The 24532-nt window shown below is 56.0% G+C and carries 23 protein-coding genes and 1 riboswitch; of the genes, 9 read left to right on the plus strand and 14 right to left on the minus strand.

Annotated elements, in window-relative coordinates; translation table 11 throughout:
- Positions 1 to 9: 9 nt before the first annotated feature.
- The 5 genes from GUC22_RS01400 to GUC22_RS01420 form a co-directional block, all read right to left on the minus strand.
- Complete coding sequence (locus GUC22_RS01400) at positions 10 to 1893, minus strand: sigma-54-dependent Fis family transcriptional regulator (protein ID WP_024359795.1); 1884 nt, start codon at positions 1891 to 1893, stop codon at positions 10 to 12.
- Between the two features lie 140 nt (positions 1894 to 2033).
- Positions 2034 to 3197 (minus strand): metallo-dependent hydrolase, encoded by a 1164-nt coding sequence (locus tag GUC22_RS01405; RefSeq protein WP_004134742.1) that lies wholly within the window; start codon positions 3195 to 3197, stop codon positions 2034 to 2036.
- A gap of 12 nt (positions 3198 to 3209) precedes the next feature.
- On the minus strand, positions 3210 to 4604 hold the full coding sequence (locus tag GUC22_RS01410) for a DASS family sodium-coupled anion symporter (protein ID WP_024359797.1): 1395 nt from the start codon (positions 4602 to 4604) through the stop codon (positions 3210 to 3212).
- Positions 4605 to 4670: 66 nt separating this feature from the next.
- Complete coding sequence (locus GUC22_RS01415) at positions 4671 to 5369, minus strand: RraA family protein (protein ID WP_004106638.1); 699 nt, start codon at positions 5367 to 5369, stop codon at positions 4671 to 4673.
- Between the two features lie 10 nt (positions 5370 to 5379).
- Complete coding sequence (locus tag GUC22_RS01420; RefSeq protein ID WP_004134748.1) at positions 5380 to 6333, minus strand: hydroxyacid dehydrogenase; 954 nt, start codon at positions 6331 to 6333, stop codon at positions 5380 to 5382.
- Positions 6334 to 6664: 331 nt separating this feature from the next.
- On the opposite strand from GUC22_RS01420, the gene GUC22_RS01425 reads away from it, so the two are divergent.
- The gene (locus GUC22_RS01425) at positions 6665 to 6997 is read left to right on the plus strand and encodes a LysR family transcriptional regulator (RefSeq protein ID WP_071830703.1); all 333 of its coding nucleotides are present in this window, start codon (positions 6665 to 6667) and stop codon (positions 6995 to 6997) included.
- Here GUC22_RS01425 and GUC22_RS01430 read toward each other — a convergent pair.
- The 8 genes from GUC22_RS01430 to GUC22_RS01465 form a co-directional block, all read right to left on the minus strand.
- Positions 6963 to 7976: a magnesium transporter gene (locus GUC22_RS01430; protein WP_024359800.1), complete on the minus strand. Its 1014-nt coding sequence runs from the start codon at positions 7974 to 7976 to the stop codon at positions 6963 to 6965. The genes GUC22_RS01425 and GUC22_RS01430 overlap by 35 nt on opposite strands.
- A gap of 56 nt (positions 7977 to 8032) precedes the next feature.
- Positions 8033 to 8216: riboswitch (M-box (ykoK) riboswitch) on the minus strand.
- A gap of 164 nt (positions 8217 to 8380) precedes the next feature.
- Positions 8381 to 8797, minus strand: a complete 417-nt coding sequence (gene nikR, locus GUC22_RS01435) for a nickel-responsive transcriptional regulator NikR (RefSeq protein ID WP_004134751.1) — start codon at positions 8795 to 8797, stop codon at positions 8381 to 8383.
- 5 nt (positions 8798 to 8802) lie between these two features.
- Positions 8803 to 9573 carry a nickel import ATP-binding protein NikE gene (gene nikE / locus GUC22_RS01440; RefSeq protein WP_004134753.1) on the minus strand — a complete coding sequence of 257 codons (771 nt, stop codon included), beginning with the start codon at positions 9571 to 9573 and terminating at the stop codon, positions 8803 to 8805.
- Positions 9573 to 10334 carry a nickel import ATP-binding protein NikD gene (nikD, locus tag GUC22_RS01445; protein ID WP_024359803.1) on the minus strand — a complete coding sequence of 254 codons (762 nt, stop codon included), beginning with the start codon at positions 10332 to 10334 and terminating at the stop codon, positions 9573 to 9575. The genes nikE and nikD overlap by 1 nt, the downstream gene beginning before the upstream one ends.
- Positions 10334 to 11167, minus strand: a complete 834-nt coding sequence (gene nikC, locus GUC22_RS01450) for a nickel ABC transporter permease subunit NikC (RefSeq protein ID WP_004134761.1) — start codon at positions 11165 to 11167, stop codon at positions 10334 to 10336. Before nikC ends, nikD begins: the two co-directional genes overlap by 1 nt.
- Positions 11164 to 12108 carry a nickel ABC transporter permease subunit NikB gene (gene nikB / locus GUC22_RS01455; protein ID WP_098363000.1) on the minus strand — a complete coding sequence of 315 codons (945 nt, stop codon included), beginning with the start codon at positions 12106 to 12108 and terminating at the stop codon, positions 11164 to 11166. The genes nikC and nikB overlap by 4 nt, the downstream gene beginning before the upstream one ends.
- Positions 12108 to 13676, minus strand: a complete 1569-nt coding sequence (gene nikA, locus GUC22_RS01460; RefSeq protein ID WP_049090198.1) for a nickel ABC transporter substrate-binding protein — start codon at positions 13674 to 13676, stop codon at positions 12108 to 12110. Before nikA ends, nikB begins: the two co-directional genes overlap by 1 nt.
- 455 nt (positions 13677 to 14131) lie before the next feature.
- Entirely contained in the window at positions 14132 to 14992 is an 861-nt protein-coding gene (locus tag GUC22_RS01465; RefSeq protein WP_024359805.1) for a LysR family transcriptional regulator, read from the minus strand.
- 97 nt (positions 14993 to 15089) lie between these two features.
- On the opposite strand from GUC22_RS01465, the gene GUC22_RS01470 reads away from it, so the two are divergent.
- From GUC22_RS01470 to arnF, 8 genes are all read left to right on the plus strand, one after another.
- Positions 15090 to 15596: a phenolic acid decarboxylase gene (locus tag GUC22_RS01470; RefSeq protein ID WP_024359806.1), complete on the plus strand. Its 507-nt coding sequence runs from the start codon at positions 15090 to 15092 to the stop codon at positions 15594 to 15596.
- Between the two features lie 401 nt (positions 15597 to 15997).
- Positions 15998 to 17137 (plus strand): UDP-4-amino-4-deoxy-L-arabinose aminotransferase, encoded by a 1140-nt coding sequence (gene arnB, locus GUC22_RS01475; RefSeq protein ID WP_049087057.1) that lies wholly within the window; start codon positions 15998 to 16000, stop codon positions 17135 to 17137.
- Position 17138: 1 nt separating this feature from the next.
- Positions 17139 to 18122 (plus strand): undecaprenyl-phosphate 4-deoxy-4-formamido-L-arabinose transferase, encoded by a 984-nt coding sequence (gene arnC / locus GUC22_RS01480; protein ID WP_004134773.1) that lies wholly within the window; start codon positions 17139 to 17141, stop codon positions 18120 to 18122.
- Positions 18119 to 20104, plus strand: coding sequence for a bifunctional UDP-4-amino-4-deoxy-L-arabinose formyltransferase/UDP-glucuronic acid oxidase ArnA (arnA, locus tag GUC22_RS01485; RefSeq protein WP_004134775.1), 1986 nt, complete (start codon positions 18119 to 18121; stop codon positions 20102 to 20104). The genes arnC and arnA overlap by 4 nt, the downstream gene beginning before the upstream one ends.
- Complete coding sequence (gene arnD, locus GUC22_RS01490; protein ID WP_024359808.1) at positions 20101 to 21003, plus strand: 4-deoxy-4-formamido-L-arabinose-phosphoundecaprenol deformylase; 903 nt, start codon at positions 20101 to 20103, stop codon at positions 21001 to 21003. The genes arnA and arnD overlap by 4 nt, the downstream gene beginning before the upstream one ends.
- Positions 21003 to 22658: a lipid IV(A) 4-amino-4-deoxy-L-arabinosyltransferase gene (gene arnT, locus GUC22_RS01495; protein ID WP_049090197.1), complete on the plus strand. Its 1656-nt coding sequence runs from the start codon at positions 21003 to 21005 to the stop codon at positions 22656 to 22658. The genes arnD and arnT overlap by 1 nt, the downstream gene beginning before the upstream one ends.
- Complete coding sequence (gene arnE, locus GUC22_RS01500; protein WP_004134781.1) at positions 22655 to 22993, plus strand: 4-amino-4-deoxy-L-arabinose-phosphoundecaprenol flippase subunit ArnE; 339 nt, start codon at positions 22655 to 22657, stop codon at positions 22991 to 22993. The genes arnT and arnE overlap by 4 nt, the downstream gene beginning before the upstream one ends.
- On the plus strand, positions 22993 to 23376 hold the full coding sequence (gene arnF, locus GUC22_RS01505; RefSeq protein ID WP_004134783.1) for a 4-amino-4-deoxy-L-arabinose-phosphoundecaprenol flippase subunit ArnF: 384 nt from the start codon (positions 22993 to 22995) through the stop codon (positions 23374 to 23376). The genes arnE and arnF overlap by 1 nt, the downstream gene beginning before the upstream one ends.
- Here arnF and GUC22_RS01510 read toward each other — a convergent pair.
- Entirely contained in the window at positions 23373 to 24422 is a 1050-nt protein-coding gene (locus GUC22_RS01510; RefSeq protein WP_004134785.1) for an AI-2E family transporter, read from the minus strand. The two genes, arnF and GUC22_RS01510, sit on opposite strands and share 4 nt — an antisense overlap.
- Positions 24423 to 24532: the final 110 nt, after the last annotated feature.

The following is a 24532-nucleotide window of genomic DNA, read 5'->3' on the forward strand; positions in this document are numbered from 1 at the left end:
GGCTCCGCCTTATCCGCTGATATTGTGCTGCTTTAATTTGCGCCATAGGGTCGTGGGGCTGATGCCGAGCATCACCGAGGCTTTGGTCCTGTCCCCGTCGGTTTTTTCTATGACATGGGTAATCAGCCGTTTCTCTTGTTTCTTTAATAAATCGGTTTCATCTGATGTCACGCCCGTGGCCGGGAGGTGAGAGCCCTCATTGTCGTCATCCGGCGATATTTGACTGACCTGCAGCAAAATCTCTTTGCTCACTCGATCAATATCCACCAGGACGATGAGTCGGTAGATCACCGCCTGGAGTTCACGAATGTTGCCAGGCCAGCGATAACCATGCAAAAAATCCACCGCATCGGGGGTAAAGGTGATTTGCTTACCCTGTTGATGAAGCAGGTGCTGAATCAACGGCATGATATCGCCCGGTCGCTGGCATAAGGCCGGTAGACTCAACTCAAGAATATTGATTCGATAGTACAGATCCTGCCTGAACTCACCGCTGGCGACGAGCGGGCGTAGATCCTTATTGCTGGCGGTGATCAGGCGAAAATCGGCGGTAATAAGCGTATCGCCGCCGAGACGAGAAAACTGCTTCTCCTGCAATACGCGCAGCAGTTTGACCTGTACCGATAGCGGCGCTTCGCTGATTTCATCGATAAACACCGTGCCGTTCATCGCCATTTCAAACACCCCCGGTTTTCCGCCCTTACGCGCGCTGGTAAATGCGCCGTCGGCATAGCCAAAGAGTTCGCTTTCCAGAATACCCTCAGGGATGGCCGCGCAGTTAATCGCGATAAAAGGGCTATGGCTTCTGGCGCTATGGTTATGAATACTCTGGGCGAAAAGCTCTTTGCCCGTGCCGGTATCGCCCAAAATATGGATGGGAAGTTCATGGCGGGCGCACAGTTTGGCTTTTTTTATGACATCGAGTATTGCTGGAGACTGACCAATAATATCATCGAAAGACCAAGTGGTGGAAAAACCGCGGAGCTTACTTTTTTTGTTGACGCTGTTTTGCCAAAGCGTACTCTCCTGGCTTAACCCCGTAATAACGGCATAAGATATTTTTCGGTTAGAAAAGTGGCGCACGGAAATATGAATCGTTACGCCGTTGATGTCTATAGCCTGCTCTTTGATGTCTAATTCATTAATAATGCTGGCGTAGATCTCTTTAAAAGCTTCTTTTTTGAATATTTTATCTCCAGCTTGACATTGGAATAATGCCACGCCGGTGGCGTTGATATTGATAATTTCACCAAGCTGATCGATGCACATAATACCTTCACGCGCCTGATTCAATGCTGAGTGGCTCATGATCAGTTTGCTGTGTTCTCGATTAATGTATTTCAATAAACTGTGAGCTTCATTGATGGCCTGCTCAATGGAAATATTATCGGTATCACCCATAATAGCATTGAGGTGATATTTTTGCGCCATTTCAGCAACGGTCAGCCCGCCGATTACGGTATGATAATTATTCTCCGAAAGATTTTTTATAACATTTTCAATATCGTGATGGTTGTAAACCTGACAAATTTTAAACTCTTCATTAGTCATGTTTTGGTAATGGCGTAAGGCGCTACAAAACTGCGGGAAACCAACGGCGGCAATTTTTTGCGATTTGCTGTTGGCTTCCTGTAAGATGCGATAAACGCCATGGAAATCATGGGCGATTTCAATGACAGGGATAGTAATGTTGCTACGCAAAAGTGCGGCGGTACCGCCCCGGCTAATAATTATCTTAGTGCCGGATTGAATCATCTCATGGGCTTTATCGAGAACATCTGAATAACGAAATTCAAACACGGGGATATCGAGTTTCCTTTCAATAAGGACATTCATAATTCGTTGGGTTATTGTCCTGGAAACTGAAAAGATAACAATTTCATTATTATTCATGCATTATTCTCGCAGACATCAGGGTAGGCAAGTCTTAGTATATGATGAGAGCGAGGAGAATCAATGAGGGAAGTCATATTATGCGTGATTCAGAATAAAAGCCTTACGCCGATGTAGGCGTAAGGCTTAATAATTAGCGACTAGAAGCGCAGGCGGCGGTAGACAATTTGACCATTACACAGGGTAGCGCAGTTATCAATGTAACGGTCGCCTTCAATTTTAACGCCCTGAGTATCTTCAAAAACAATCTTCTCTTTTTGCAGTTTAACAATCGAAACGTCAGCAAAAGCGCCGGGCGCCAGGGTACCAATTTGCCCCTGCATCTTCATCAGGCGAGCGGGCGTAGCGGTTACCGCGCGAACAACATCGAAGAAGGACATTCCCATGTTGAGATATTTCGACATGACGTGGAGTAGGCTGTAAACCTTATCCGTCCGTAAGCTATTTCGCAAAGTGAGATCGGTACTGATGATATCCGGATAAAATCCTTGCTCCATGGCGGTTCTGGCAACGTGAAAATCAAAGTGGGCCACGCCGTTTGAACAGTCAAAGATAACGCCCCGGGACTGCGCCTCTTTTATCGCCGCATAGACCTCGCCCTGTTCATTAAGAATCGAGTGGCCGGTGCCGTGGAAGCAGTGCGCATAAATATCATCGGCATTAAAATAGCGGATCAGTTCATCGGCGCAGAGAAGAGAATCCGTGACGTGAACGCAAATCGTGGTATCGAGTTTACGCGCCAGGGAGACGGTAGAGAGAAGCGGGTCGCTGGCGTACTGTTTCCCTTTGGCGATATCCTGGCTGTAGCGTAGTTTCAAGCCGAGAATATTGTCTCTGTTGCCATTCAGCGTTTGCGCTATCTTCTCCTCGTTGTAATTTGCCGGATTGGTATTTTCCAGATAACCGGTCGGGCCGCCGCCGAGGGTAGAAAGCCCAACGTTGACCACGTTCAAATAGCTTTTGATTTTCACCATGGCAGGATGAATCACGCTATTGCGAAAAAGCTGATAATTTACCCAGCCGCTGCTGCCGGCATCGACCATACTGGTGACCCCATTAGGCAAGCATACGATATCAGGGTTAACGCTGATGGCGGTTCCGCCATGAAAAACATGGCCATGGAAGTCGATTAAGCCAGGCAGCACGATACAACCCGCGGCATCAATCACCGTTTCGGCCTGCAAATCATCAACGGCATTCAAGTCAACGATACGATCGCCGATGATGCCAATATTGCGATTAATATAATCGCGGCTATCAAGATCGGCGACCAGACCATTTTTAATCAGAATATCCAGTTTCATTTTATGCTCCTGTTAAATGCCAATAAACTTCCAGTAGGGTATGCCGATCAGGAAAAAGATTAATACGTTGACCACCACCATGATGGTGCCCAGCATCCAGAACGTTTTTTGTGGGACGTAGCCGCTGGAGAACGTAAATACGCCGGCGCCATTGCCATAATGCGTAAGCAATGCGCCATAGCCTGCGGAGAAGGCCAGAGATAGCGCCACGTACATAGGATGCGCCTGAGTCGTCATTCCCAGGGTAAAAAGTACCGGGTAGAATGAGACGACGAACGCGCTATTAGAGACAAAGAAATAGCGGACGGCAAGGCTGATAAAGACCAGCACGGCAATCGCGCTGATTTCATTCAGGTGTGACAGGTCGAGATAGTTTTTGATGACGTCGACCAGGAAGACATAGAACCCGCCTTTTGATAGCGCAACCGCGCACCCATAAAACGCGCCGTACCAGACGAAGGTCTGCCAGGCCGATTTTTCGCTCACCACGTCATTCCAGCTCAGTACGCCGAAAAGCAGCAGGCAGGCGAGGAAAGCCAGGCCGACGGGAATAAAGGCGATACCGGTGATGGAACCCGTCATCCAGCCGAGTACGCCCAGAATAAAGAATACGATCAGCAGCTTCTCTTCTCGTTTTACCGGACCGAGCTCACGCAGACCCTTCTCGGCAATTTCATTGACGTTATCGATAACTTTCAGTTCTGGCGCGTAGATTTTATACAGTATCCACGGCGCGAGCAGCAGCACCAGTCCGGCTGGCACTACGGCGGCTTTAAACCAGGTCATCCATTCGAGATTCACTTTCATGATCTCGTTGGCCAGCGAGACGGTAATTGAGTTGGTCGCCATCCCCGTCAGAAACAGGCTGGAGGTTCCCATTGAGACGACGTACATCAGGATGGTCAGATAGGCGCCGATTTTCCGGCTACCGTCGTCGGGCTTCGAGCCCAGCGCTTCGGCGATATTCCTGAAGATGGGATAGGTAATGCCTCCGGAACGGGACATATTTGAACCCGTTGCCGGGGCCAGTACGGTATCCGTCACCATCATCAGATAACCCAGGGTGAGGGTATTTTTACCGTAGCGTTTTAGCAACAGATAGGCGATACGTTTACCCAGACCGGTAATGACAAACGCTTTGCAAATAATAAAGGCGCTGATGATAAACCAGACCATCGGGCTACCAAAACCCGCAAACAGAGGAGCAGGGTCGAGAACCAGAGAGGCAAACCCGAGAATAATCAGCATAATGACCGCATCGGTAAACGGACGTAAAACCAGTCCGCACAGCATCGCCAGATAGATGCCAACCATGTGCCAGGTCGGTGCGGCGACGCCTTCCGGGTGCGGTATTATCCAAAATAAAACGGGAAAAAAGATAATGGGCAAGAGTTTTAAATAAAGCATTTTTATTACCTTTGCTTTAAAGCCACGGCCCGTCAGGGCACCGCGGCCTGATATTATTTAATCAAATTAACGATACATGTCGTCGATAAACTCAACGCCTGTCTCATCCAGTGATTTTTTGACCCAAAGGCGATTCGCGGTGCCGTTTTTCGCGGCCTCTACTTTGCTGGCATCGAATTTTGCATAATCTTTGGCTTTATTTAGTACGGCTTCTGCGTCACCGAGGGGGATAACAATCACGCCATCCGCATCGCCGACGATCAGGTCGCCCGGACAAACCGCGACGCCGCCAACGGCGATCGGCGTGTTCACCTCGCCCGGACCTTGTTTAAACGGGCCTGCGGGGTTGGAGCCGGTGGCGAACAGCGGAAAATCGAGAACCGACAGCGCATCGATGTCACGGATTGGCCCGTCCAGCACGATACCGGCGACTTTCTTCATGCAGTGGGCGTAGGCCACCATGATCTCGCCCATCAGCGCTCGCGAACGGTCGCCTTCGTTGGAGACCACAATCACATCGTTCTCACCCGCCATATCCAGCGCGGCGTGCAGCATCAGGTTATCGCCCGCGCGAACTTTTACGGTGATGGCGAAGCCCGCCATAATCGGTTTTTTCGGCGAAGAAATACGTTTAATCCCGTTACCCAGTACGGCAATACGATTCATGGTGTCAGCAATATTCGCCGCCGGGAGCTGTTCAAATTCTTTAAGAAGATCGACGCTGCAGGCCGGACGTTTTAAAAAAATACGGTTACCAATAGTCATGTTTTTCTCCTTAAAAACCCGGGACCGGCCAGGACGGTTTCTTACCGGATAAGACTTCATCAATGCCAATTGCGGAATGGAGCGAGGCTCTGTCGGTCGCTTCGATAGTGGCGGCGCCAATGTGCGGGGCAATCACGATATTGCTTAGCGAGAAAATCGGATCGTTGGCATCAAACGGCTCTTTCTTTAAGACGTCCACGCCCGCTCCGGCGATAGCGTGGGTGCTCAAGGCGTGATACAGCGCTTTTTCATCAACCAGCTTTCCGCGTGCGGTATTAATGAAGTAGGCGCTGGGTTTCATCATGGAAAACTGTTTCTCACCAACAAAATCGGTGGTTTCCGCGGTCGTCGGGCAGTGCAGAGAAACGAAGTCGCTCTCTGTGAAAATACGGTCAAAATCGTCGGTAAGCTCTACGCCTTCGGGGATCTGCTGCTGGGTTTTATACGGATCGTAGGCGATAACTTTCATATTAAAGCCATGCAGCGCTTTGATTGCCACGCGTGAACCGATATTTCCCACGCCAATCAGGCCCAGCGTTTTACCATCCAGTTCCACTTTTGGCGTGCGCAATTTTGCCCAGTAATAATCTTCAAGCATCTTTTCCTGTACCAGCTTGAAATTACGCGAGCAGTGCAGCATATAAAATATGGCCAGTTCGGCAACGGACATGCTATTAGCAATTGGCGCATTTAATACGACTACGCCGTGACGTTTCGCTGACTCCAGATCGACCGTATCGTAACCGGCACCGTGTCGTGCAACGACTTTCAGCTTTTTAGCCGCCTCAAATACGCGATCGGACATTTTTGAAAGGCGTACGATAATACCGTCGCAATCTCCGATGTCGCGAATGATATCTTCTTCTTCCATCCCTGAGCCGTTAATCAGTTGATAACCTCGGCTTTCCAGATATTCTCTTCCTTCCGCCATAATTTCCTGCGGGAGTAAAATTTTGTACGTCATTTAACTATCTCCAGTGTTGATTACGTGGAGGTAATTGCATGGCGTGTGCCATAAATTAATTCAGGCGGGATGTTTTTCATAATTACTTGATAAATATGTTTATTTTGTTTTTTGCTTCGCTGGCTTTTGGTGATGTCCTTCACATCCTCGGACACCGCCTCGAGGTCGTGTATTTAATAATGAAATGGCTGAAATGCATAATTAAATGCACGATCGGTCAGCTTCACACTTTATTTTATTTGTATGGCGGAGGGATCGTTTGTACCGATTGACATTGCGTGCCGGACAACTTAAAACGTAACCAAAGGTTTGATCAGGAGGAATTTTGGCAATGAATAAATCACAGGTGGAGATATTCATGCTGATGGTTCGGGAGGGGAGTATTCATATTGCATCGCAGCGGTTGGGTATTGTGCCTTCGTTGATAACAACCAGCGTATGTGCGCTTGAAAATGAACTGGGTTTTAACCTGATTACGCGCGGCAGGAATATCAGAAAAGTTACTCTAACGGAGAAAGGGCACGCTTTTTACCGGCTTGCTCCAGAATTACTGAGATTACTCAATGCGATTGCGGATATTCGCGCGGGAATAAAACGGCCCGGCGAGTCTTCACCGCCGGGCAAAATAATCAGTTCAGCCCGAGAAAATACTGGGCGATTTTAAAATAGATAATTAATCCGGTACCGTCGATGAGGGTGGCGATAAAAGGCGCTGAGACCACCGCCGGGTCGATGCCGAGGCGCTTAAGCGTCAGGGGGATCACCGACGACACCACCGCGCTCCACAGAGTGATGCATACCAGCGTCAGGCTGACAATCAGGGTGATCTCCATGCCGATACCCATCATCCAGGCGCGAAGGCAGCCCGCCAGGCCGAGCGTAATGGCGATCAGCAGCGAGGTTGAAACTTCTTTACGGATCACGCGTCCCATATCGCGCAGCCGCACTTCCCCGAGCGCCATCGAACGCACAAGCGTAGAGGTTATCTGCGTTCCGCTGTTGCCGCCGGTACCAATCAGCAGTGGAATGAAAAAGGCCAGCGCGATAGCCGATTCCAGCGCCTCTTCAAAATGCTGTAACACGCTGCTGGTGTAGGCTTCGGCGACAAAGAGCAGCAGCAGCCATACCGAACGTTTTTTCCATAGCGCCCACGGGCTGGTTTCCAGATAGGGCTTTTCCAGCGGCAGCGTCGCCCCCTGGCGCTGAGCATCCTCGGTTACGTCATCTTCCAGCAGATGCGCAATCTCTTTTTCCATCAGGCAGCCGACCAGCTCGCCCTTTTCGACTACCGGCACCAGATCGAGCCCGCGCTCGCCGAGTTCGGCGACAACCTGCGGGCGCGGATCGTCGGGCCTGACGCGAAACAGGCAGCTATCCATTAAATAACGAATGGATTGCGCGGTATCGCTCTCCTGCAGCAGCTTTTTTATCGATAAACTGCCGCGCAGTTTTTTTCCGGCGACGACAAAAACCTGGCCGGGGATCTCATCGCTGGCCAGCTGAGAAACGAACAGCTCACGGGCTTCATGCACGCTGAGATGTTCCGGCAGGGTGATGAAATCGGTACGCATGTACTGGGCGATCGCGTCGCCGTCGAAAGCTGAGGTGGCGTGGCGTGCGGCGCACAGTTGAATGGAAGACATGGTTTAATTCCCTATAAAAAATCACTCATAGGGGCGAACAAGACAGGATGAGCACAGGCAGATCCCTACGTCCTGGTTTTAGCACTGCACAACGTATCTGTCCGGCATGAACGCCGTCAGAAGTTACCTTGGCAACACCTTGATTCGATGGAAGCCTGTATTTCCCTGAGTGGTCTCTCTCGATACCAACAGGGCGGTAACTTATGTTTATGCAGGAGCCTCGCCATAACGAGATCGTTAAATGAGGCGTGATTATTAGCGAAGAGAGATAATTCACCAAGCGTATAATTCATATGGTTTATTAATGGTTGAGAAAAACCGCTACGAGGCGCATGGGCCAACGAGCCAGCATGATCGCATTAGCCCGCTCGCGAGTTAAAAAGCCGTTTATCGCCGCGCACAGTTTATGAGTGGGGGGATTCCTTCTCCGTCGGCAGGCATTGCAAATGGCCGTGGCGCACGCCGCGCTGGGCGATAACATCATCGGCAAAATGCTGAACGTCGCCCATGTCCCCCTTCAGCACGGCAATTTCCAGACAATCGTCATGATTAATATGCACATGCAGAGTGGCGACGGAGAGATCGTGATGGTGATGCTGGGTGGAGACTAAACGGCTGGCGAGATCGCGCTTTTCATGCTCGTAAACATAGGAGAGCACTGCGAAGCCCTGGATACCGTGCTCCTGAGTGGTTTCCTGGACCAGCGCGCCGCGCAGAATATCGCGGATCGCTTCGGAACGGTTGTTGTAGCCGCGGCGCTGGCTGAGGTTATCCAGCGTGTCGAGTAAATCGTCGTCGAGAGTAATGGTAATACGTTGCATCTGGCTTAAACCTTATTTCTGCGCACGGGAAAGGCGGGAAGTACCGCATTTTGTAACACGCGACCGGCGTCAGAGGAAAAAGTTAATGCGTCGCCCACGGCCTGTGTCTCAACGATTTGCCCCTCATCCATCACCATCACCCGCTGACAAAAGCGCTCTACCAGGCGTAAATCGTGGGTGATAAACAGGCAGGCGGTGCCGAATTGTTGCTGGAGATTTTTGAGCAGACGAATAACGCCCGCCTGGATCACCAGGTCAAGGTTAGAAACCGCCTCATCAAGGATCAGTAACTTCGGTTCTACCGCCAGCGCCCGCGCCAGGCAGACGCGCTGCAGCTGTCCGCCGCTCAGCTGCGGGGGGCGCTTATCCAGCACGCTATCGTCGAGATCCACCGCCTTGAGCATTGCGCTGGCACGGGCCAGCTGCTCCGCTTTGGTCAACGACAGCAGATGACGCATAGGTTCACGCAAAATCTCGCGTACGGTTTTACGCGGATTGACCGCGCTGATGGCGTCCTGAAACACCATCTGAATATCCCGCCGGAACGCCTTTTGCTTAGCGCGATTGAGCCGGCAGAGCGGTTCTCCCCGCCAGCAGACGCTGCCCTGAGTGGGCGATTCCAGGCCAACGAGCAGGCGCGCCAGGGTGCTTTTCCCGCAGCCGCTGCGTCCCAGCAGAGCCACGGTTTCGCCGCTTTTCAGCGCCAAAGAGACCTCTTTTAGTACCTTTAAATCGGTATATTGATGGCTAATCGCGGATACGCTCAGTAATGTCATCAGGCCAGCTCCAGACCATAGAGGGCGAGATGCGCCGCCACCAGACCGCGGGTGACGCTGTGCTGCGGGGCGCGAAACAGAGAGTCAACATCGCCCTGTTCTACAATGCAGCCGTTATCCATCACCGCCACATCGTCCGCCAGCCGCGCCACGACGCCCATATCATGCGTCACCAGCAGCATCCCGGGTCCGCGGTTTTGCATAATATTTACCAGCAGATCGAGAATGCGCGCCTGGGCCACCGCGTCGAGATCGGTGGTGGGTTCGTCGGCAACGATAAACGGCGCATCGCACAGCAGCGCCATGGCAATCATCATCCGCTGCAGCATGCCGCCGCTCATCTCAAATGGGTATAACTTCAGCACGCGCGGCGCGTTCTCCAGTCCGACGGCCTCCAGCGCCGCAATAAGCGTGGCGTCGTCTGCTGCTTTACCCAATGCCCGGCAGGTTTCCCGCGCGTGATCGGCCATTGTCCGCAGCGGATTAAAAGCGCTGCGCGGGTTCTGCATAATGGTGGCGATTTTGCTGCCGCGCAGCGCGCAGGGAGAAACCGGCTTGCCGTCGGCAAGAATGGTTCCCGCTGTTTGCCGCACGCCGGGAGGCAAAATGCCCAGCGCTGCGGCACAGGTCAGCGATTTGCCACTGCCGCTGCCGCCAACCAGCGCCAGCACGCGCCCACGTTTGATCGTCAATGAAACGCCGTGCACCAGCGCACGCTCAGCCTGTAAGACGATGTTTTGCAGTTCAATGTGTTGCGGCATCAGTGGGCGTGCTCCGCGATCAGGTGGGGATCCAGGCGATCGCGCAGCGCGTCGCCCACCATGTTGAAGGCCATGACGGTGATAAACAGCGCCAGCCCCGGCCAGAACATTTGCAGCGGCTGGGTCCAGATATACTGGCGGGCGTCATTAATCATCACTCCCCATTCGGCGGTGGGCGCGGTGACGCCGAGGCCGAGAAACGACATCCCGGCGACGTGCAGCATCATATGCCCGATATCCAGGGTCGCCAGCACCAGCAGCGAGGGGAGCACCGCACCGGCAAGATGGTCGATAAATACCCGAATATGGCCCGCGCCGGAAAGCCGCGCGGCGAGCACAAACTCGCGCTGGCGCAGGGAGATCGTCAGGCTGCGCACCATCCGCGCATACCACGCCCAGTGCGACAGGGCGATGGCGATAATCACGTTGGTCAGCCCGGTTCCCAGTACCCCTACCATAAAGAAAGAGAGGATTGAGGTCGGGAAGGTCATAAACATATCCGCGACGCGCATGGTGGCCTGATCGACGCGGCCGCCGATAAGCCCGGCGCTGCCGCCGACGATGAGCCCCAGCGCCAGCACCAGCAGTAGGCAGGCCATTACCGAGCCAAGCGATACGCGGGTCGCCGCCAGCAGGCGCGAGAAGATATCGCGCCCCAGATGATCGGTGCCGAGCCAATGCTGGCCGCCGGGCGGCAGCAGGCGCGAAGGCAGATCGATGGCCTGCGGATCGTACGGCAACCACCACTGGCTGGTGAGGGCAACGATCGCCAGCAGGGCGATGATGAGCAAAGATATGCGGACTGACCCGCGTGAAGAGAAGAAAAAGTTCACGAGCGCTCTCCTTCATGGCGGCGAATGCGCGGGTCCAGCGCGGCGTTCAGTAGATCAACCATCAGGTTACAGACCACAAAAACGATCACCATCATCAGGGTAAAACACTGAATGACCGGGTAGTCGCGGTTAAAAATCGCCGAGACGGCGTAGCGGCCCACGCCGGGCCAGGCAAAGATATTCTCGATAATCATCGTGCCGCCAATCAGCTCGCCGATATGCATTCCCACGGCGGTAATCATCGGCAGCGAGGCGTTGCGCAGAATATGGCGACGCTCGGTTTGCTTAGCGTTCAGGCCGCGCAGTCTGGCCCAGGTTACGTGACGCTGCCCGGCGACTTCCAGCATGCTGGCGCGCAGCAGACGGGCGTTGATCGCCAGCGACATAAAGGCAATCGACACCGCCGGCAGAATGATGTGCCGCCAGCCGCCATAGCCCATCGCCGGTAGCCATTGCAGGTAAACCGAAAAGAACATTACCAGCAGGAAAGCCAGCCAGAAGTTGGGCATCGACACGCCGAGAAAGGCGATGATCCGCACAATAAAATCCGGCAGGCGGTCGCGGTGGCGCGCCGCCCAGATGCCGAGCGGCACGGAGGTGAGGAGGATCAGCACCAGCGCGGCACCGGCTAGCTGCAGGGTGGCGGGCAGAAAGCTCAGCATGTCATCCAGCACCGGACGCTGGGTGGCGAACGAAACGCCAAAATCCAGCTGCAGCGCCCGCCACAGCCAGCTGCCGTACTGGATGATAAGCGGTTGATCCAGCCCCAGCATCGCGCGGGTCGAGGCTACCATCTCCGGCGTCGGCGGCAGGTTCGACAGGCGCAAATAGTCGAGCGCCGGGTCGCCGGTGCCCAGGCGGAGCATCAAAAAAATAATCACCGAAGCGGCGAAGATCATCGGTATCAGCAGCGCGACCCGCCGCAGCGCGTAGCGTAACATCAGGGTTTCACCGGCTTAATCTGTTCAAACGGAATTTCAGACGCGATCGGCGCATAGGGGATCGCGCCCAGCTCCGGCCTGGCGACCACCATCATCGAGACGTAGCTGATGGGCAGGTAGACGGCATCGTTGTGCAGACGCGTCAGAATGTCGCGATACAGCGCCTGACGCTGCGTTTCATCGCGGGTTTCCAGCACCTCGCCAATCTCTTTATCAATAACCGGTTTGTCGGCTAAACCCTGCTGCGCCTGAAAATCGGCGTGCGATGGCACGCGCATTGAACTCATAAAGGCGTGCGGATCGTACGGCGCGCCCCAGGTGCGGTTGAAAATCATGCCGAAGCGACCATCGCGCTGACGGGCATAAATACTGCTTTCTTCCTCGCCGGCCAGCGCCACGTCGACGCCAACCTGGCGCATATCGGCCTGAATGATTTCGGCCATCGATTTGCTCAGCGCGTCGGTGCCGATAAACGACAGCTCAACGCGCAGCGGCTGGCCGTTTTTCTCGCGAATATCTTTCCCTGCAGGCAGTACCCAGCCCGCTTTTTCCAGCAACGTCTTCGCCTGCTGCGGATCGTAGCGACGCGGCTTCAGGCCAATATCGGCATAGGGCACGGTGGGGGCGAACAGCGTATCGGCAACCTGCTGGGTGCCGTACAGGGCGTTATCAATCAGCGATTTTTTATTCACCGCATGGTTCAGCGCTTCACGTACCGAGAGCTCGTTGGTGGGGGCTTTGGCGGAGTTCAGCGCCAGCATCACCGTTTCTATCGGCTGGGAAAGCTGGGTGCGGTAGGCCGGGTTGTGGCTGAAGCGGGCAAAGGTGTCGAGCGGCAGCAGCCCTTCGTTGCCGTAGAGCAGATCAATATCGCCGGTTTCAAACGCCACCGCGCGGGTGGTCGGGTCCGGGATCACCTTGACGGTAATCTTTTGAATGTGCGGCTTTTCACCCCAGTAGCGGTCGTTACGCACCAGCACGTCATACTGATTGAGTTTTGATTCCTTCAGTACCCACGGACCGGTGCCAATCGGCGCTTTAATGCCGCGCAGGGTCTCATTGTCTTTGAACTGCGACGGAGCGATAAAGCGGAAAGGACGCGGCAGCGACAGCTCCTGTAAGAACGGGTAATAGGCGCTTTTCAGGGTGATTTGCAGATGGCTTTTGTCGAGCGCTTTGACATCGACGATCTGATTGACCAGCTCCAGCCAGGCGTGGCGCTGGCGGTTATCGAGCACCACGCGAAAGTTCTCCGCCGCCGCAACGGCGTCAAACGCTTCGCCGTTGGAGAATGTTACGTCATCGCGCAGGGTGAAGGTCCAGACTTTGCCGTCCTCCGAGTGCCTCCAGCTTGTGGCCAGCCAGGGCTTCACCGAGCCATCCGCCTGATACTTCACCAGCGGTTCATACACCATGCTTTGGGCGTACATCTGATTGGGCGTGTAGAGGTGCGGGTTGAGCGGCCCCACGTTGACCGGCCATGCGGTGGTGATGTCATTCGGCGCGGCGCGGGCCAGCAAAGGAACGCAGGCGAGTAGCGCCAGCAGCGTGGTGCGGATAATAGACAAGGCTTTTTCTCAGCGACAGGAAAGTATGACGATTTTAATGATTCATCATACTTTCGGCGTAAGCTGGATCAATATAGCGCCTGAAAGTATAAGAAAACGATATCGCTCTTTTGGCTGTATGGGATGGCGAACCAGCCTGCAGCCCGGCTAAACGCAGCGCAAGCCGGGAAGCATCAGCTTCGGCACATTTCCCGGAGGCGATGCTGCGCATCTGTCCGGGCTACCGGCCCGCAGATGGCGGTGAACCTGTAGCCCGGGCAAGGCGCGTCAAGCGCCGCCCCCGGGAGCAGAGCGCAGAGAGGCAGAATGTCCCGCAGACGGCGGTGAACCTGTAGCCCGGGCAAGGCGCGCCAAGCGCCGCCCCGGGAGCAGAGCGCAAGAGGCCGAATGTCCCGCAGACGGCTGGGACTCTGTAGCCCGGCTAAGCGCAGCGCGAGCCGGGTAAAACAGGCCCATCAGGGCGTTCTGAACAGATCCAACAGCGTGGCGACCTGCTCATCAATAGGCGTTAAATCACGCTTCACGATCAGGTGCAGCGGCGTTGCCCGCCGCGCGCCGTGTCCCAGCGGCAGCGCTTTCAGCACCCCTTGTTGAAGCTGTGGGCGAATACGCTCTTCCGGCAGCCAGCCAAACCCAACCTGATACAGCACCGCATCGATGGCGGCATCAATAGTGGAAAACGTCCACGCGTCGCGGGCGGACTGCGGGTCGTTGCCGCGATCGGCGATGCGCACCAGCGGCCAGGGAGCCAGCGCGTTATCATCCAGCGGCCCTTCGAGGGCGGATAGCGGGTGATCGCGATGGGCGACGGCGACAAAATCAATATTCATCAGCCATTCGCCGCGGCCGGTAATATCCTGACGACGGGTCAGCACCATCACATCCGCCTCGCTGCGGGCCGGAAGCTCTTCCTCAACGTTTTCCAGCACTTCGGTCAGCCTGACCTGAGTTTGCGGGTAGCGCTGCTGAAACTGGCGCAGAATGGCGAACAGCCGTTCGCGTGGGAAAATGCTGTCGACCACCAGATCCAGCCGGGTCCGGGCGCCGTCACGCAGGGTAGCGGCATGGGTTTCGACGTAAGCGAAGGCCTGCAGCAGCGGCTTAACCTGACCGAGCAGCAGCTCGCCTGCCGGGGTCAGCACCGCGCGGCGTCCCGATGGCGTGAGCAGCGTGACGCCGAGGCGCTCCTGCAATAGGGCGAGATTATAGCTCACCGACGACTGGCTGCGGTGGGTCTCGTCCGCCGCCTTCGCGAAGCTACCCAGTTCGACCACTTTCTCCAGCAGCGCCCATTGTTCCAGCGTAGTCTTGTGCATAATCTATCTAAAAAGTGAATGAGTTTAATCCAAACATAGCGTTATTCATCCATTTTTTAAAGCAGTATGCTTGTTCTCAACAAATAGAGGAGAACAGATTATGAGCACATTCGACAAACATGACCTGAGCGGTTTTATCGGCAAACATCTGGTTTATACCTACGATAATGGCTGGAACTACGAAATTTACGTTAAAAATGGCACCACCCTGGATTATCGCATTCACAGCGGTATCGTCGCGAATCGTTGGGTGAAAGATCAGCACGCTTACATCGTTCGCGTCGGCGAAAGCATCTACAAAATTTCCTGGACCGAACCGACCGGCACCGACGTGAGCCTGATCGTTAACCTCGGCGACAAACTGTTTCACGGCACCATCTTTTTCCCGCGTTGGGTAATGAATAATCCGGAGAAAACAGTCTGCTTCCAGAACGATCATATCCCGCTGATGGTCTCTTATCGTGAAGCTGGCCCGGCGTATCCGACAGAAGTGATTGATGAGTTCGCCACCATCACTTTTGTGCGCGATTGCGGCGCGGATAACGACGAAGTGATTAATTGCCCGGCTAACGAATTACCTGACAATTTTCCTGGCAACCTGTAATCATTTTGAAATAGTTTCGTGATTCGCCTGGATTTTTTATATTCCCTGAACGATGTTTAAAGATAGATTTATTAGAATCTGGTTGAGCATCCGTTTACTTTTCGCCAATGCGTTCCCGCTATTTCTCCGTCCGGCGGGAACGCTATAGCACCTTTTTTTACGATAAATCCCACTCTATCTAAATGATTTTTAACAAAATCATTATGCATATCTAATTAATATTAATTTCTTAATATTATCCTAAGCAAAGCTGACTAAATTTAATAACATCTGAATACAAAATAATGAAATGCGCCATCGGGCTGATTTCGCGTTCATTTTCATTTTGTTTAGGTCAGCAGGTGCAGGATATTTCTTATCGACCCCGTTTTTCGGCGGGTCATTGACAGAACAGGAACATGATGAGCGATTTTTTGCCGTTTTCGCGCCCGTCGATGGGCGACGCAGAGCTGGCTGCGCTGCGTGAAGTTTTGCAATCGGGCTGGATCACTACCGGACCGAAAAATCAGGCGCTGGAAGAGGCGTTCTGCACGTTAACCGGCAACCGCCACGCCATCGCCGTCAGTTCGGCGACCGGCGGCATGCACGTTACGCTGATGGCGCTGGGTATCGGTGCGGGCGATGAAGTGATCACCCCTTCCCAGACCTGGGTCTCCACGCTGAACATGATCTGCCTGCTCGGCGCGACCCCGGTGATGATCGATGTCGATCCCGACAATCTGATGATTACCCCCGAAGCGGTTGAAGCGGCAATCACCCCGCGAACCAAAGCAATTATCCCTGTGCACTATGCGGGCGCGCCGGCGGATATCGACGCCATTCGCGCGATTGGCGAGCGTCACGCTATTCCGGTGATTGAAGATGCCGCCCACGCGGCGGGGACGTACTACAAAGGCCGCCACGTCGGCTGGCGCGGTACCGCCATTTTCTCATTCCATGCGATCAAAAATATGACCTGCGCCGAAGGCGGGCTGGTGGTGACCGACGATGACGAGCTGGCCGCGCGTATTCGCAGCCTGAAGTTCCACGGCCTCGGCGTCGATGCTTATGACCGCCAGACCCTGGGCCGCGCTCCGCAGGCGGAGGTGATTTCGCCGGGCTTTAAATACAATCTCGCGGATATCAACGCCGCGCTGGCGCTGGTGCAGCTGGACAAGCTCGCCCACGCCAATCAGCGTCGCGCCGCCATCGCGCAACGCTATCTGCGAGAGCTAGCGGATACGCCCTTCAGGCCGCTGGTGGCGCCGTCGTGGGAGCATCAGCACGCCTGGCACCTGTTTATTATCCGCGTTGACGAAGCCGCCTGCGGCATCAGCCGCGATGCCCTGATGGAAAAACTGAAGGCCATGGGCATTGGCACCGGCCTGCACTTCCGCGCGGCGCATACGCAAAAGTATTACCGCGAGCGTTTCCCTGAAGTTTCATTACCGCATACGGAATGGAACAGCGCGCGCATTTGTTCCATCCCGTTGTTCCCGGATATGACCGATGACGATGTCACTCGGGTCATTTCCGCACTGCACCAGCTGTCAGGACGTTGATATGTTTAGCTATCCTCCCGTGAAAAAGGTCTCGGTCGTCATTCCTGTCTATAACGAGCAGGAGAGCCTGCCGGAGCTTATCCGCCGTACCGATACCGCCTGCGCGACGCTCGGTCGGCAGTATGAAATTCTGCTGGTCGACGATGGCAGCAGCGATGACTCGGCGCGGATGCTCACCGAAGCCGCCGAGGCCGAAGGCAGCCACGTGGTGGCGGTACTGTTGAACCGCAACTACGGCCAGCACTCGGCGATTATGGCGGGCTTCAGCCACGTTACCGGCGACCTGATCATTACCCTTGACGCCGACCTGCAAAACCCGCCGGAAGAGATCCCGCGGCTGGTCGAGAAGGCCGACGAGGGCTACGACGTGGTCGGTACCGTGCGCCAGAACCGTCAGGACACCTTCTTCCGTAAAAGCGCCTCGAAGATGATCAACCGCCTGATCCAGCGCACCACCGGTAAAGCGATGGGCGACTATGGCTGCATGCTGCGCGCCTATCGCCGCCATATCATCGACGCGATGCTTAACTGCCATGAGCGCAGTACCTTTATCCCGATTCTGGCAAACACTTTTGCCCGCCGGGCGGTTGAGATCCCGGTGATGCACGCCGAGCGCGAATTCGGCGACTCCAAATACAGCTTTATGCGCCTGATTAACCTGATGTACGACCTGGTGACCTGCCTGACCACCACGCCGCTGCGCCTGCTGAGCCTGTTCGGCAGCGCTATCGCCCTGCTGGGCTTTGCCTTCGGCCTGATGCTGGTGGTGCTGCGTCTGGTGTTTGGTCCCCAGTGGGCGGCAGAAGGGGTGTTCATGCTGTTCGCGGTGCTGTTCATGTTTATCGGCGCCCAGTTCGTCGGGATGGGCCTGCTCGGGGAGTATATCGGCCGCATCTATAACGATGTCCGCGCCCGCCCCCGCTACTTTATTCAACGTGTTGTTCGCCAGCCGGAAACGGCATCTCAAGAGGAAGATCGTTCATGAAAGCCGTAGTCTTCGCTTATCACGATATGGGTTGTGCAGGTATTCAGTCTCTGCTGGACGCCGGTTATGACATCGCCGCTATTTTTACCCATCCGGATAACCCTGGCGAAAACCATTTCTTTGGCTCCGTGGCGCGTATCGCCGCTGAGCAAGGCATCCCGGTATGGGCGCCGGAAGATGTGAATCATCCGCTGTGGATCGAACGTATCCGCGAGATAAAACCGGACGTGCTGTTCTCGTTCTATTATCGCAACCTGCTGTGCGATGACATTTTGAATATTGCGCCGCAGGGGGCTTTTAACCTGCATGGTTCACTGCTGCCGAAATATCGCGGCCGCGCGCCGCTGAACTGGGTGCTGGTGAACGGCGAAAGCGAAACCGGCGTGACGCTGCACCGTATGGTTAACCGCGCCGATGCCGGCAATATCGTGGCGCAGAAAAGCGTAGCGATCGGCGCGGATGACGCGGCGCTGGCGCTGCACCGTAAACTCTGCGCCGCAGCGTCGGATCTGCTGGCTCAGGCGCTGCCCGCCATCCGCGACGGTAAAACCGAAGAGCGCGTCCAGGATGAAAGCCAGGCGACTTACGTCGGTCGCCGTACGCCGGAAGACGGTCGCCTCGACTGGGAACGTTCGGCCCAGACGCTGCACAACCTCGTCCGCGCGGTTTCCGATCCGTGGCCGGGCGCGTTCGGCTACGCCGGCGCAAACAAGTTTATCGTCTGGAAATCACGCGTGCGCCACGATCTGGCCGCCGCCAAAGCGGGGACGGTGCTCTCCGTTGCGCCGCTGGTCGTCGCCTGTCAGGAAGGGGCGTTAGAAATCGTTACCGGGCAGACCGAGCGCGGCGTTTATATGCAGGGTACCCAGCTGGCGCAGGCGCTGGGCCTGGTTGCCGGCGCGGTGCTGAGCAGCAAACCGGTGGTGGCGATTAAGCGCCGCACCCGCGTGCTGATCCTCGGGGTGAACGGCTTTATCGGTAACCACCTGACCGAGCGTCTGTTGCAGGACGACAACTACGAGATTTACGGCCTGGACATTGGCTCCGACGCCATCAGCCGCTTCCTCGACAACCCGCGCTTCCACTTTGTTGAAGGCGATATCAGCATCCACTCCGAGTGGATCGAGTACCACATTAAGAAGTGCGACGTGGTCCTGCCGCTGGTGGCGATTGCCACGCCAATCGAATATACCCGCAACCCGCTGCGCGTGTTTGAGCTGGATTTTGAAGAGAACCTGAAGATTATCCGCGACTGCGTGAAATACGATAAGCGCATCATCTTCCCGTCGACGTCGGAAGTGTACGGCATGTGTACCGACAACAACTTCGATGAAGACACCTCCAACCTGGTGGTCGGGCCGATTAACAAACAGCGCTGGATCTACTCGGTCTCCAAGCAGCTGCTGGACCGCGTGATCTGGGCCTACGGCGATAAGAACGGCCTGAAGTTTACCCTGTTCCGGCCGTTTAACTGGATGGGGCCGCGCCTCGATAACCTCAACGCCGCGCGCATCGGCAGCTCTCGCGCCATCACCCAGCTGATCCTCAACCTGGTCGAAGGTTCGCCGATCAAGCTGATTGAGGGCGGTAAGCAGAAGCGCTGCTTTACCGATATCAGCGACGGTATCGAAGCGCTGTTCCGCATCATTGAGAACAAGGACGGCCGCTGCGACGGGCAAATCATCAACATCGGCAACCCGGATAACGAAGCGAGTATCAAAGAGCTGGCGGAAATGCTGCTGGCCTGCTTTGAACGCCATCCGCTGCGCGACCGCTTCCCGCCTTTCGCCGGATTCCGCGAAGTGGAAAGTAGCGATTACTACGGTAAAGGCTACCAGGATGTTGAACACCGTAAGCCGAGCATTCGCAACGCGAAGCGCTGCCTGAACTGGGTGCCGACGGTGGAAATGGAAGAGACCGTGGAACATACCCTGGACTTCTTCCTGCGCACGGTTGAACTGACGGACAGCGGCAAATCATGAAACAGGTCGGCTTACGCATCGATGTCGATACCTTTCGCGGTACGCGGGACGGGGTCCCGCGACTGCTGGCTCTGCTAAGCCAGCACGGGATTCAGGCAAGCTTCTTTTTCAGCGTCGGGCCGGACAACATGGGGCGTCATATCTGGCGCCTGGTAAAGCCGAAGTTTCTGTGGAAGATGCTGCGCTCAAAGGCCGCGTCGCTGTACGGCTGGGATATCCTGCTGGCCGGCACCGCCTGGCCAGGGCGCAGGATCGGCGCGCGGAATGAAGAGGTTATCCGCGCCGCCGCGCAGGAGCATGAAGTTGGCCTGCACGCCTGGGATCACTATAGCTGGCAGGCGTGGAGCGGCGTCTGGCCGCAGGAAAGGCTGACGCTGGAGGTTGAACGCGGGCTGCTGGAGCTGGAGCGGATTATCGGTCGCCCGGTAACCTGTTCCGCCGTTGCCGGCTGGCGCGCCGATCAGCGGGTGATCAAAGCCAAAGAGGCTTTCGATTTCCTCTATAACAGCGACTGCCGGGGGACCGGGCCTTTTCTGCCGCAGCTGGGGAACGGCGCGCCGGGGACCGTGCAGATCCCGGTGACCTTACCGACCTGGGATGAAGCGGTGGGAAACGCGGTGGATATTGCAGGCTTCAACCGCTATCTGCTGGACTGCATCCACCGCGACGCGGGGACGCCGGTCTATACCATCCATGCTGAAGTGGAGGGCATCGCCTTCGCGGATCAGTTTGATGAACTGCTGACCATGGCCGCACAGGAAGAGATCCAGTTTTGCCCGCTAAGCCAGCTGCTGCCCGCCGACTTTAGCGCGCTGCCGCGAGGGAAGGTGGTTCGTGGTGAACTGGCCGGCCGGGAAGGCTGGCTTGGACGTGAACAATTACTCAATTCGGGTGTTTGATGAAAAGCATTCGCTACGGCGCCTCTCTGGTCGCCCTTTTTGTCCTCTACTATATACTGCCGCTCAACTTCCGCCTGCTCTGGCAGCCTGATGAAACCCGCTACGCGGAGATCAGCCGCGAAATGCTGGCGACCGGCGACTGGGTGGTGCCGCATTTCCTCGGGCTGCGCTACTTTGAAAAACCGATTGCCGGCTACTGGATCAACAGCATCGGCCAGTGGCTATTCGGCCACAATAATTTCGCCGTCCGTTTTGGGGTGGTATTTTCGATTACCGTTACCGCGCTGCTGGTTGCCTGGCTGGCGTGGCGTCTTTTCCGCGATAAACGCGTCGCGATTCTGTCGCCGGTTATCTTCCTGACCGCGCTGCTGGTCTACGGTATCGGCACCTACGCGGTGCTCGACCCGATGATCACCATGTGGATGGCGCTGGCGATGTGCAGCTTCTGGGGCGCGACGCAGGCCCAAAGCCACGGCGGTAAAATTTTCGGCTATGTTTTACTCGGCGTGGCCTGCGGGATGGGAGTGATGACCAAAGGCTTCCTCGCGCTGGCGGTGCCGGTGGTCGGAGTGCTGCCGTGGGTGATTGCGCGTAAGCGCTGGCGCGAAGTGCTGACTTACGGCTGGCTGGCGGTGGGCGTCTGCGCGCTGGTGGTGCTGCCGTGGGGGCTCGCCATCGCCAAACGCGAGCCGGACTTCTGGCGCTACTTCTTCTGGGTGGAGCATATCCAGCGTTTCGCGGAAAAAGATGCCCAGCATAAAGCGCCGTTCTGGTACTACATTCCGTTCCTGATTGCCGGCAGCCTGCCGTGGCTGGCGCTGCTGCCGGGGGCGCTCAAGCGCGGCTGGACCGAGCGCGATGAGGCGCGCGGTGCGCTCTATTTGCTCGGATGGGTGGCGATGCCGTTGCTGTTCTTCAGCATTGCTAAGGGTAAGCTCCCGACCTACATCCTGCCCTGTTTTGCTCCTCTGTCGATTCTGATGGCGCGCTACGCGCTGGATGCGGCGAAGGCGGGGGCGAAGGCGCTGAAAATTAACGGCGCGATCAACCTGGCCTTTGGCCTGATTGGCCTGGTCGCCGTGCTGGTGGTTTCGCCGTGGGGCTTTATGCACAAGCCGGTATGGAGCCACATTGAGCTGTATAAGTGCCTGCTGGCGGCGCTGATATTTGGCTGGTGGGCGCTGATGGGCTGGCTGGCGATGAAGGATAACGGCCGCCGCTGGACCCTCGCCGCCTGCTGCCCGCTCGGGCTGGCGCTGCTGGTGGGCTTCGCTATCCCGGATCGGGTGATCGACAGCAAGCAGCCGCAGTTTCTGGTGGATATCGTCAGCGAATCGCTGACGCCGAGCCGCTACGTGTTGACCAATAACGTCGGTATCGCCGGCGGGCTGTCGTGGGAGCTCAAGCGCAGCGATATCATTCTGTTCGACAAGCAGGGCGAGCTGAAGTACGGTCTCTCCTGGCCGGACGCGCAGCACCAGTTTGTCGATCAGGCGCATTTTGCTGACTGGCTGGCGACGCACCGCCAGCAGGGACCCGTCTCGCTGGTTCTGCTGATGGACAAAGGAGAAAGTATGGCTGATTTAGCGCTACCGAAACCGGACAGCTTCTACGAGCTGGGGCGCGTGGTGTTTATCCAGTACCTGCCGCAATGAGCGTGTGGATCTGTCTGGTTTTCGCCAGCCTGCTGAGCTGCGCCGGACAGCTGTGCCAGAAACAGGCCACCCGCCCGTCCAAATCCGGGCGGCGCGGGCGCCATATCCTCGGCTGGCTGGGTTTAGCGCTGCTCGCTCTCGGCTGCAGTATGCTGCTGTGGCTTAGCGTGCTGCAGTCAATCCCGGTCAGTATCGCCTACCCTATGCTGAGCCTGAACTTTGTCTGGGTGACGCTGGCGGCGTGGGGGATCTGGCGCGAGCCGGTCGCGCGCCGCCACTGGCTTGGCGTGGGGCTGATCGTCGTCGGGATTGTTATTCTGGGGAGCCGTATCTGATGGGCTTAATCTGGGCGTTATTCAGCGTCGGCCTGGCGAGCGGCGCGCAGCTGCTGCTGCGCAGCGCGATGGTCGAACTCCCGCCGCTGACAGAGATATTCACCTTCCTCAACCATCTGCTGCATCTGCGGGCGGGCACGTTTGGCCTGACGTTCGGGCTTATGGGTTACCTGCTATCGATGGTCTGCTGGTACTTCGCCCTGCATCAACTGCCGCTGGCGAAAGCCTACGCGCTGCTGAGCCTGAGCTATATCCTGGTCTGGGCCGCCGCCATCTGGCTCCCCGGCTGGCATGAGCCTTTCCACTGGCAATCGCTGCTGGGCGTGCTGCTGATTGTCGCCGGGGTGCTGACGATCTTCTGGCCGGTGAAGCGGCAGGGCTAGCCCGGTAGCCTGCTTTTGGGACGCCCGGGCCCGAGCAGGATGGCTAATTTACTGCCGCCCTTGGTGGTCTCCATCCATATTTTACATACGCTGGTTAACGGTACCGACAGCAGCATTCCCACCGGGCCAAGCAGCCATCCCCAGACCAGCAACGAGAGGAAAACCACCAGCGTAGACATGCCCAGCCGATGGCCCATCATGCGGGGTTCGAGAATATTGCCGATGATCATGTGCACGACTAAAAAGAGCGCGCCGACCATCAGACACTCATAATAACCGTTAAAAAGTAACGCCTGGACCATTGGCGGAACGGCGGAAATCACCGAGCCAATGTTAGGCACATAGTTCAGCAGAAAAGCCAGCACGCCCCACATCAGCGCAAACTGAACCCCCATCAGCATCAGCCCTAACCAGACAATCACCCCAGTCCACAGGCTAAGCAGCGTTTTCAGCGCCAGATAATGCGAAACGCCTTTTAAGGCCCGGTGCAGACCGGCGATGTGGATCTGCGGGTTGTTGAGGGCAAAGCGGAGTTTATAAGGCACATGACGGACTTCAAAAAGCATAAACACCACCGTCATCACCAGCAGAACGACGCTGGCCATAGCGCCAGAGAGCCCGGTCATCAGGGTGGTCGTGAACGTCATCAGCTTGTCAGAGTCTATGCGTTGCAGCATACGCTCCGGGGACATGTGAATATGCAAAAACGGCAGCGCCTCCTGCAGCCGCAGAACTTTTGCCGTCAGCTCTTTATTATATTTTGGCAGCATGGCGACAAATTCGTTAACCGATGCGGCCAGTACGCCAATTAACGCGGTGAGCACGATCAGCATCACCACCACCACGATAGTAATGGCTGCCGGGCGACGCACGCCGCGGCGAATAAACCAGGTGACCAGAGGGTTGAGGACAATGGCGAAGAACAGCGCCAGTAATAGCTGCACGATGATATCTGCCGCGGCGTGGATCCCGGCGAGGATCACCACCAGTGACGCCAGTTTAAGCAGAATATGCATACCCGTTTTATCGGGCTGAGGGGTTGTCATTCACGGTTCCTTTCTATGATTTTCATTAAGTGTAGCGGCTGGCTTGCTGCCAGGAATCCTAATCTGGCTGCTGATTTATAACGTGTGGCGTGGTAGAAATGAAACACAGT

Origin of the sequence: Klebsiella sp. MPUS7, from assembly GCF_009905335.1 — a bacterium.
Lineage (GTDB): Bacteria > Pseudomonadota > Gammaproteobacteria > Enterobacterales > Enterobacteriaceae > Klebsiella > Klebsiella grimontii.

Bases quoted from the DNA above. Each gene is read 5' to 3' on its own strand.
- GUC22_RS01430 (WP_024359800.1), bottom strand. From the start codon at position 7,976: ATGTCTTCCATTCAACTGTGCGCCGCACGCCACGCCACCTCAGCTTTC.
- GUC22_RS01400 (WP_024359795.1), bottom strand. From the start codon at position 1,893: ATGAATAATAATGAAATTGTTATCTTTTCAGTTTCCAGGACAATAACC.
- nikR (WP_004134751.1), bottom strand. From the start codon at position 8,797: ATGCAACGTATTACCATTACTCTCGACGACGATTTACTCGACACGCTG.
- GUC22_RS01510 (WP_004134785.1), bottom strand. From the start codon at position 24,422: ATGACAACCCCTCAGCCCGATAAAACGGGTATGCATATTCTGCTTAAA.
- arnC (WP_004134773.1), top strand. From the start codon at position 17,139: ATGTTTAGCTATCCTCCCGTGAAAAAGGTCTCGGTCGTCATTCCTGTC.
- GUC22_RS01420 (WP_004134748.1), bottom strand. From the start codon at position 6,333: ATGACGTACAAAATTTTACTCCCGCAGGAAATTATGGCGGAAGGAAGA.
- nikD (WP_024359803.1), bottom strand. From the start codon at position 10,334: ATGCCGCAACACATTGAACTGCAAAACATCGTCTTACAGGCTGAGCGT.
- GUC22_RS01415 (WP_004106638.1), bottom strand. From the start codon at position 5,369: ATGACTATTGGTAACCGTATTTTTTTAAAACGTCCGGCCTGCAGCGTC.
- arnT (WP_049090197.1), top strand. From the start codon at position 21,003: ATGAAAAGCATTCGCTACGGCGCCTCTCTGGTCGCCCTTTTTGTCCTC.
- arnE (WP_004134781.1), top strand. From the start codon at position 22,655: ATGAGCGTGTGGATCTGTCTGGTTTTCGCCAGCCTGCTGAGCTGCGCC.
- GUC22_RS01425 (WP_071830703.1), top strand. From the start codon at position 6,665: ATGAATAAATCACAGGTGGAGATATTCATGCTGATGGTTCGGGAGGGG.
- GUC22_RS01410 (WP_024359797.1), bottom strand. From the start codon at position 4,604: ATGCTTTATTTAAAACTCTTGCCCATTATCTTTTTTCCCGTTTTATTT.
- nikB (WP_098363000.1), bottom strand. From the start codon at position 12,108: ATGTTACGCTACGCGCTGCGGCGGGTCGCGCTGCTGATACCGATGATC.
- GUC22_RS01405 (WP_004134742.1), bottom strand. From the start codon at position 3,197: ATGAAACTGGATATTCTGATTAAAAATGGTCTGGTCGCCGATCTTGAT.
- GUC22_RS01465 (WP_024359805.1), bottom strand. From the start codon at position 14,992: ATGCACAAGACTACGCTGGAACAATGGGCGCTGCTGGAGAAAGTGGTC.
- arnF (WP_004134783.1), top strand. From the start codon at position 22,993: ATGGGCTTAATCTGGGCGTTATTCAGCGTCGGCCTGGCGAGCGGCGCG.
- arnB (WP_049087057.1), top strand. From the start codon at position 15,998: ATGAGCGATTTTTTGCCGTTTTCGCGCCCGTCGATGGGCGACGCAGAG.
- arnA (WP_004134775.1), top strand. From the start codon at position 18,119: ATGAAAGCCGTAGTCTTCGCTTATCACGATATGGGTTGTGCAGGTATT.
- arnD (WP_024359808.1), top strand. From the start codon at position 20,101: ATGAAACAGGTCGGCTTACGCATCGATGTCGATACCTTTCGCGGTACG.
- nikE (WP_004134753.1), bottom strand. From the start codon at position 9,573: ATGACATTACTGAGCGTATCCGCGATTAGCCATCAATATACCGATTTA.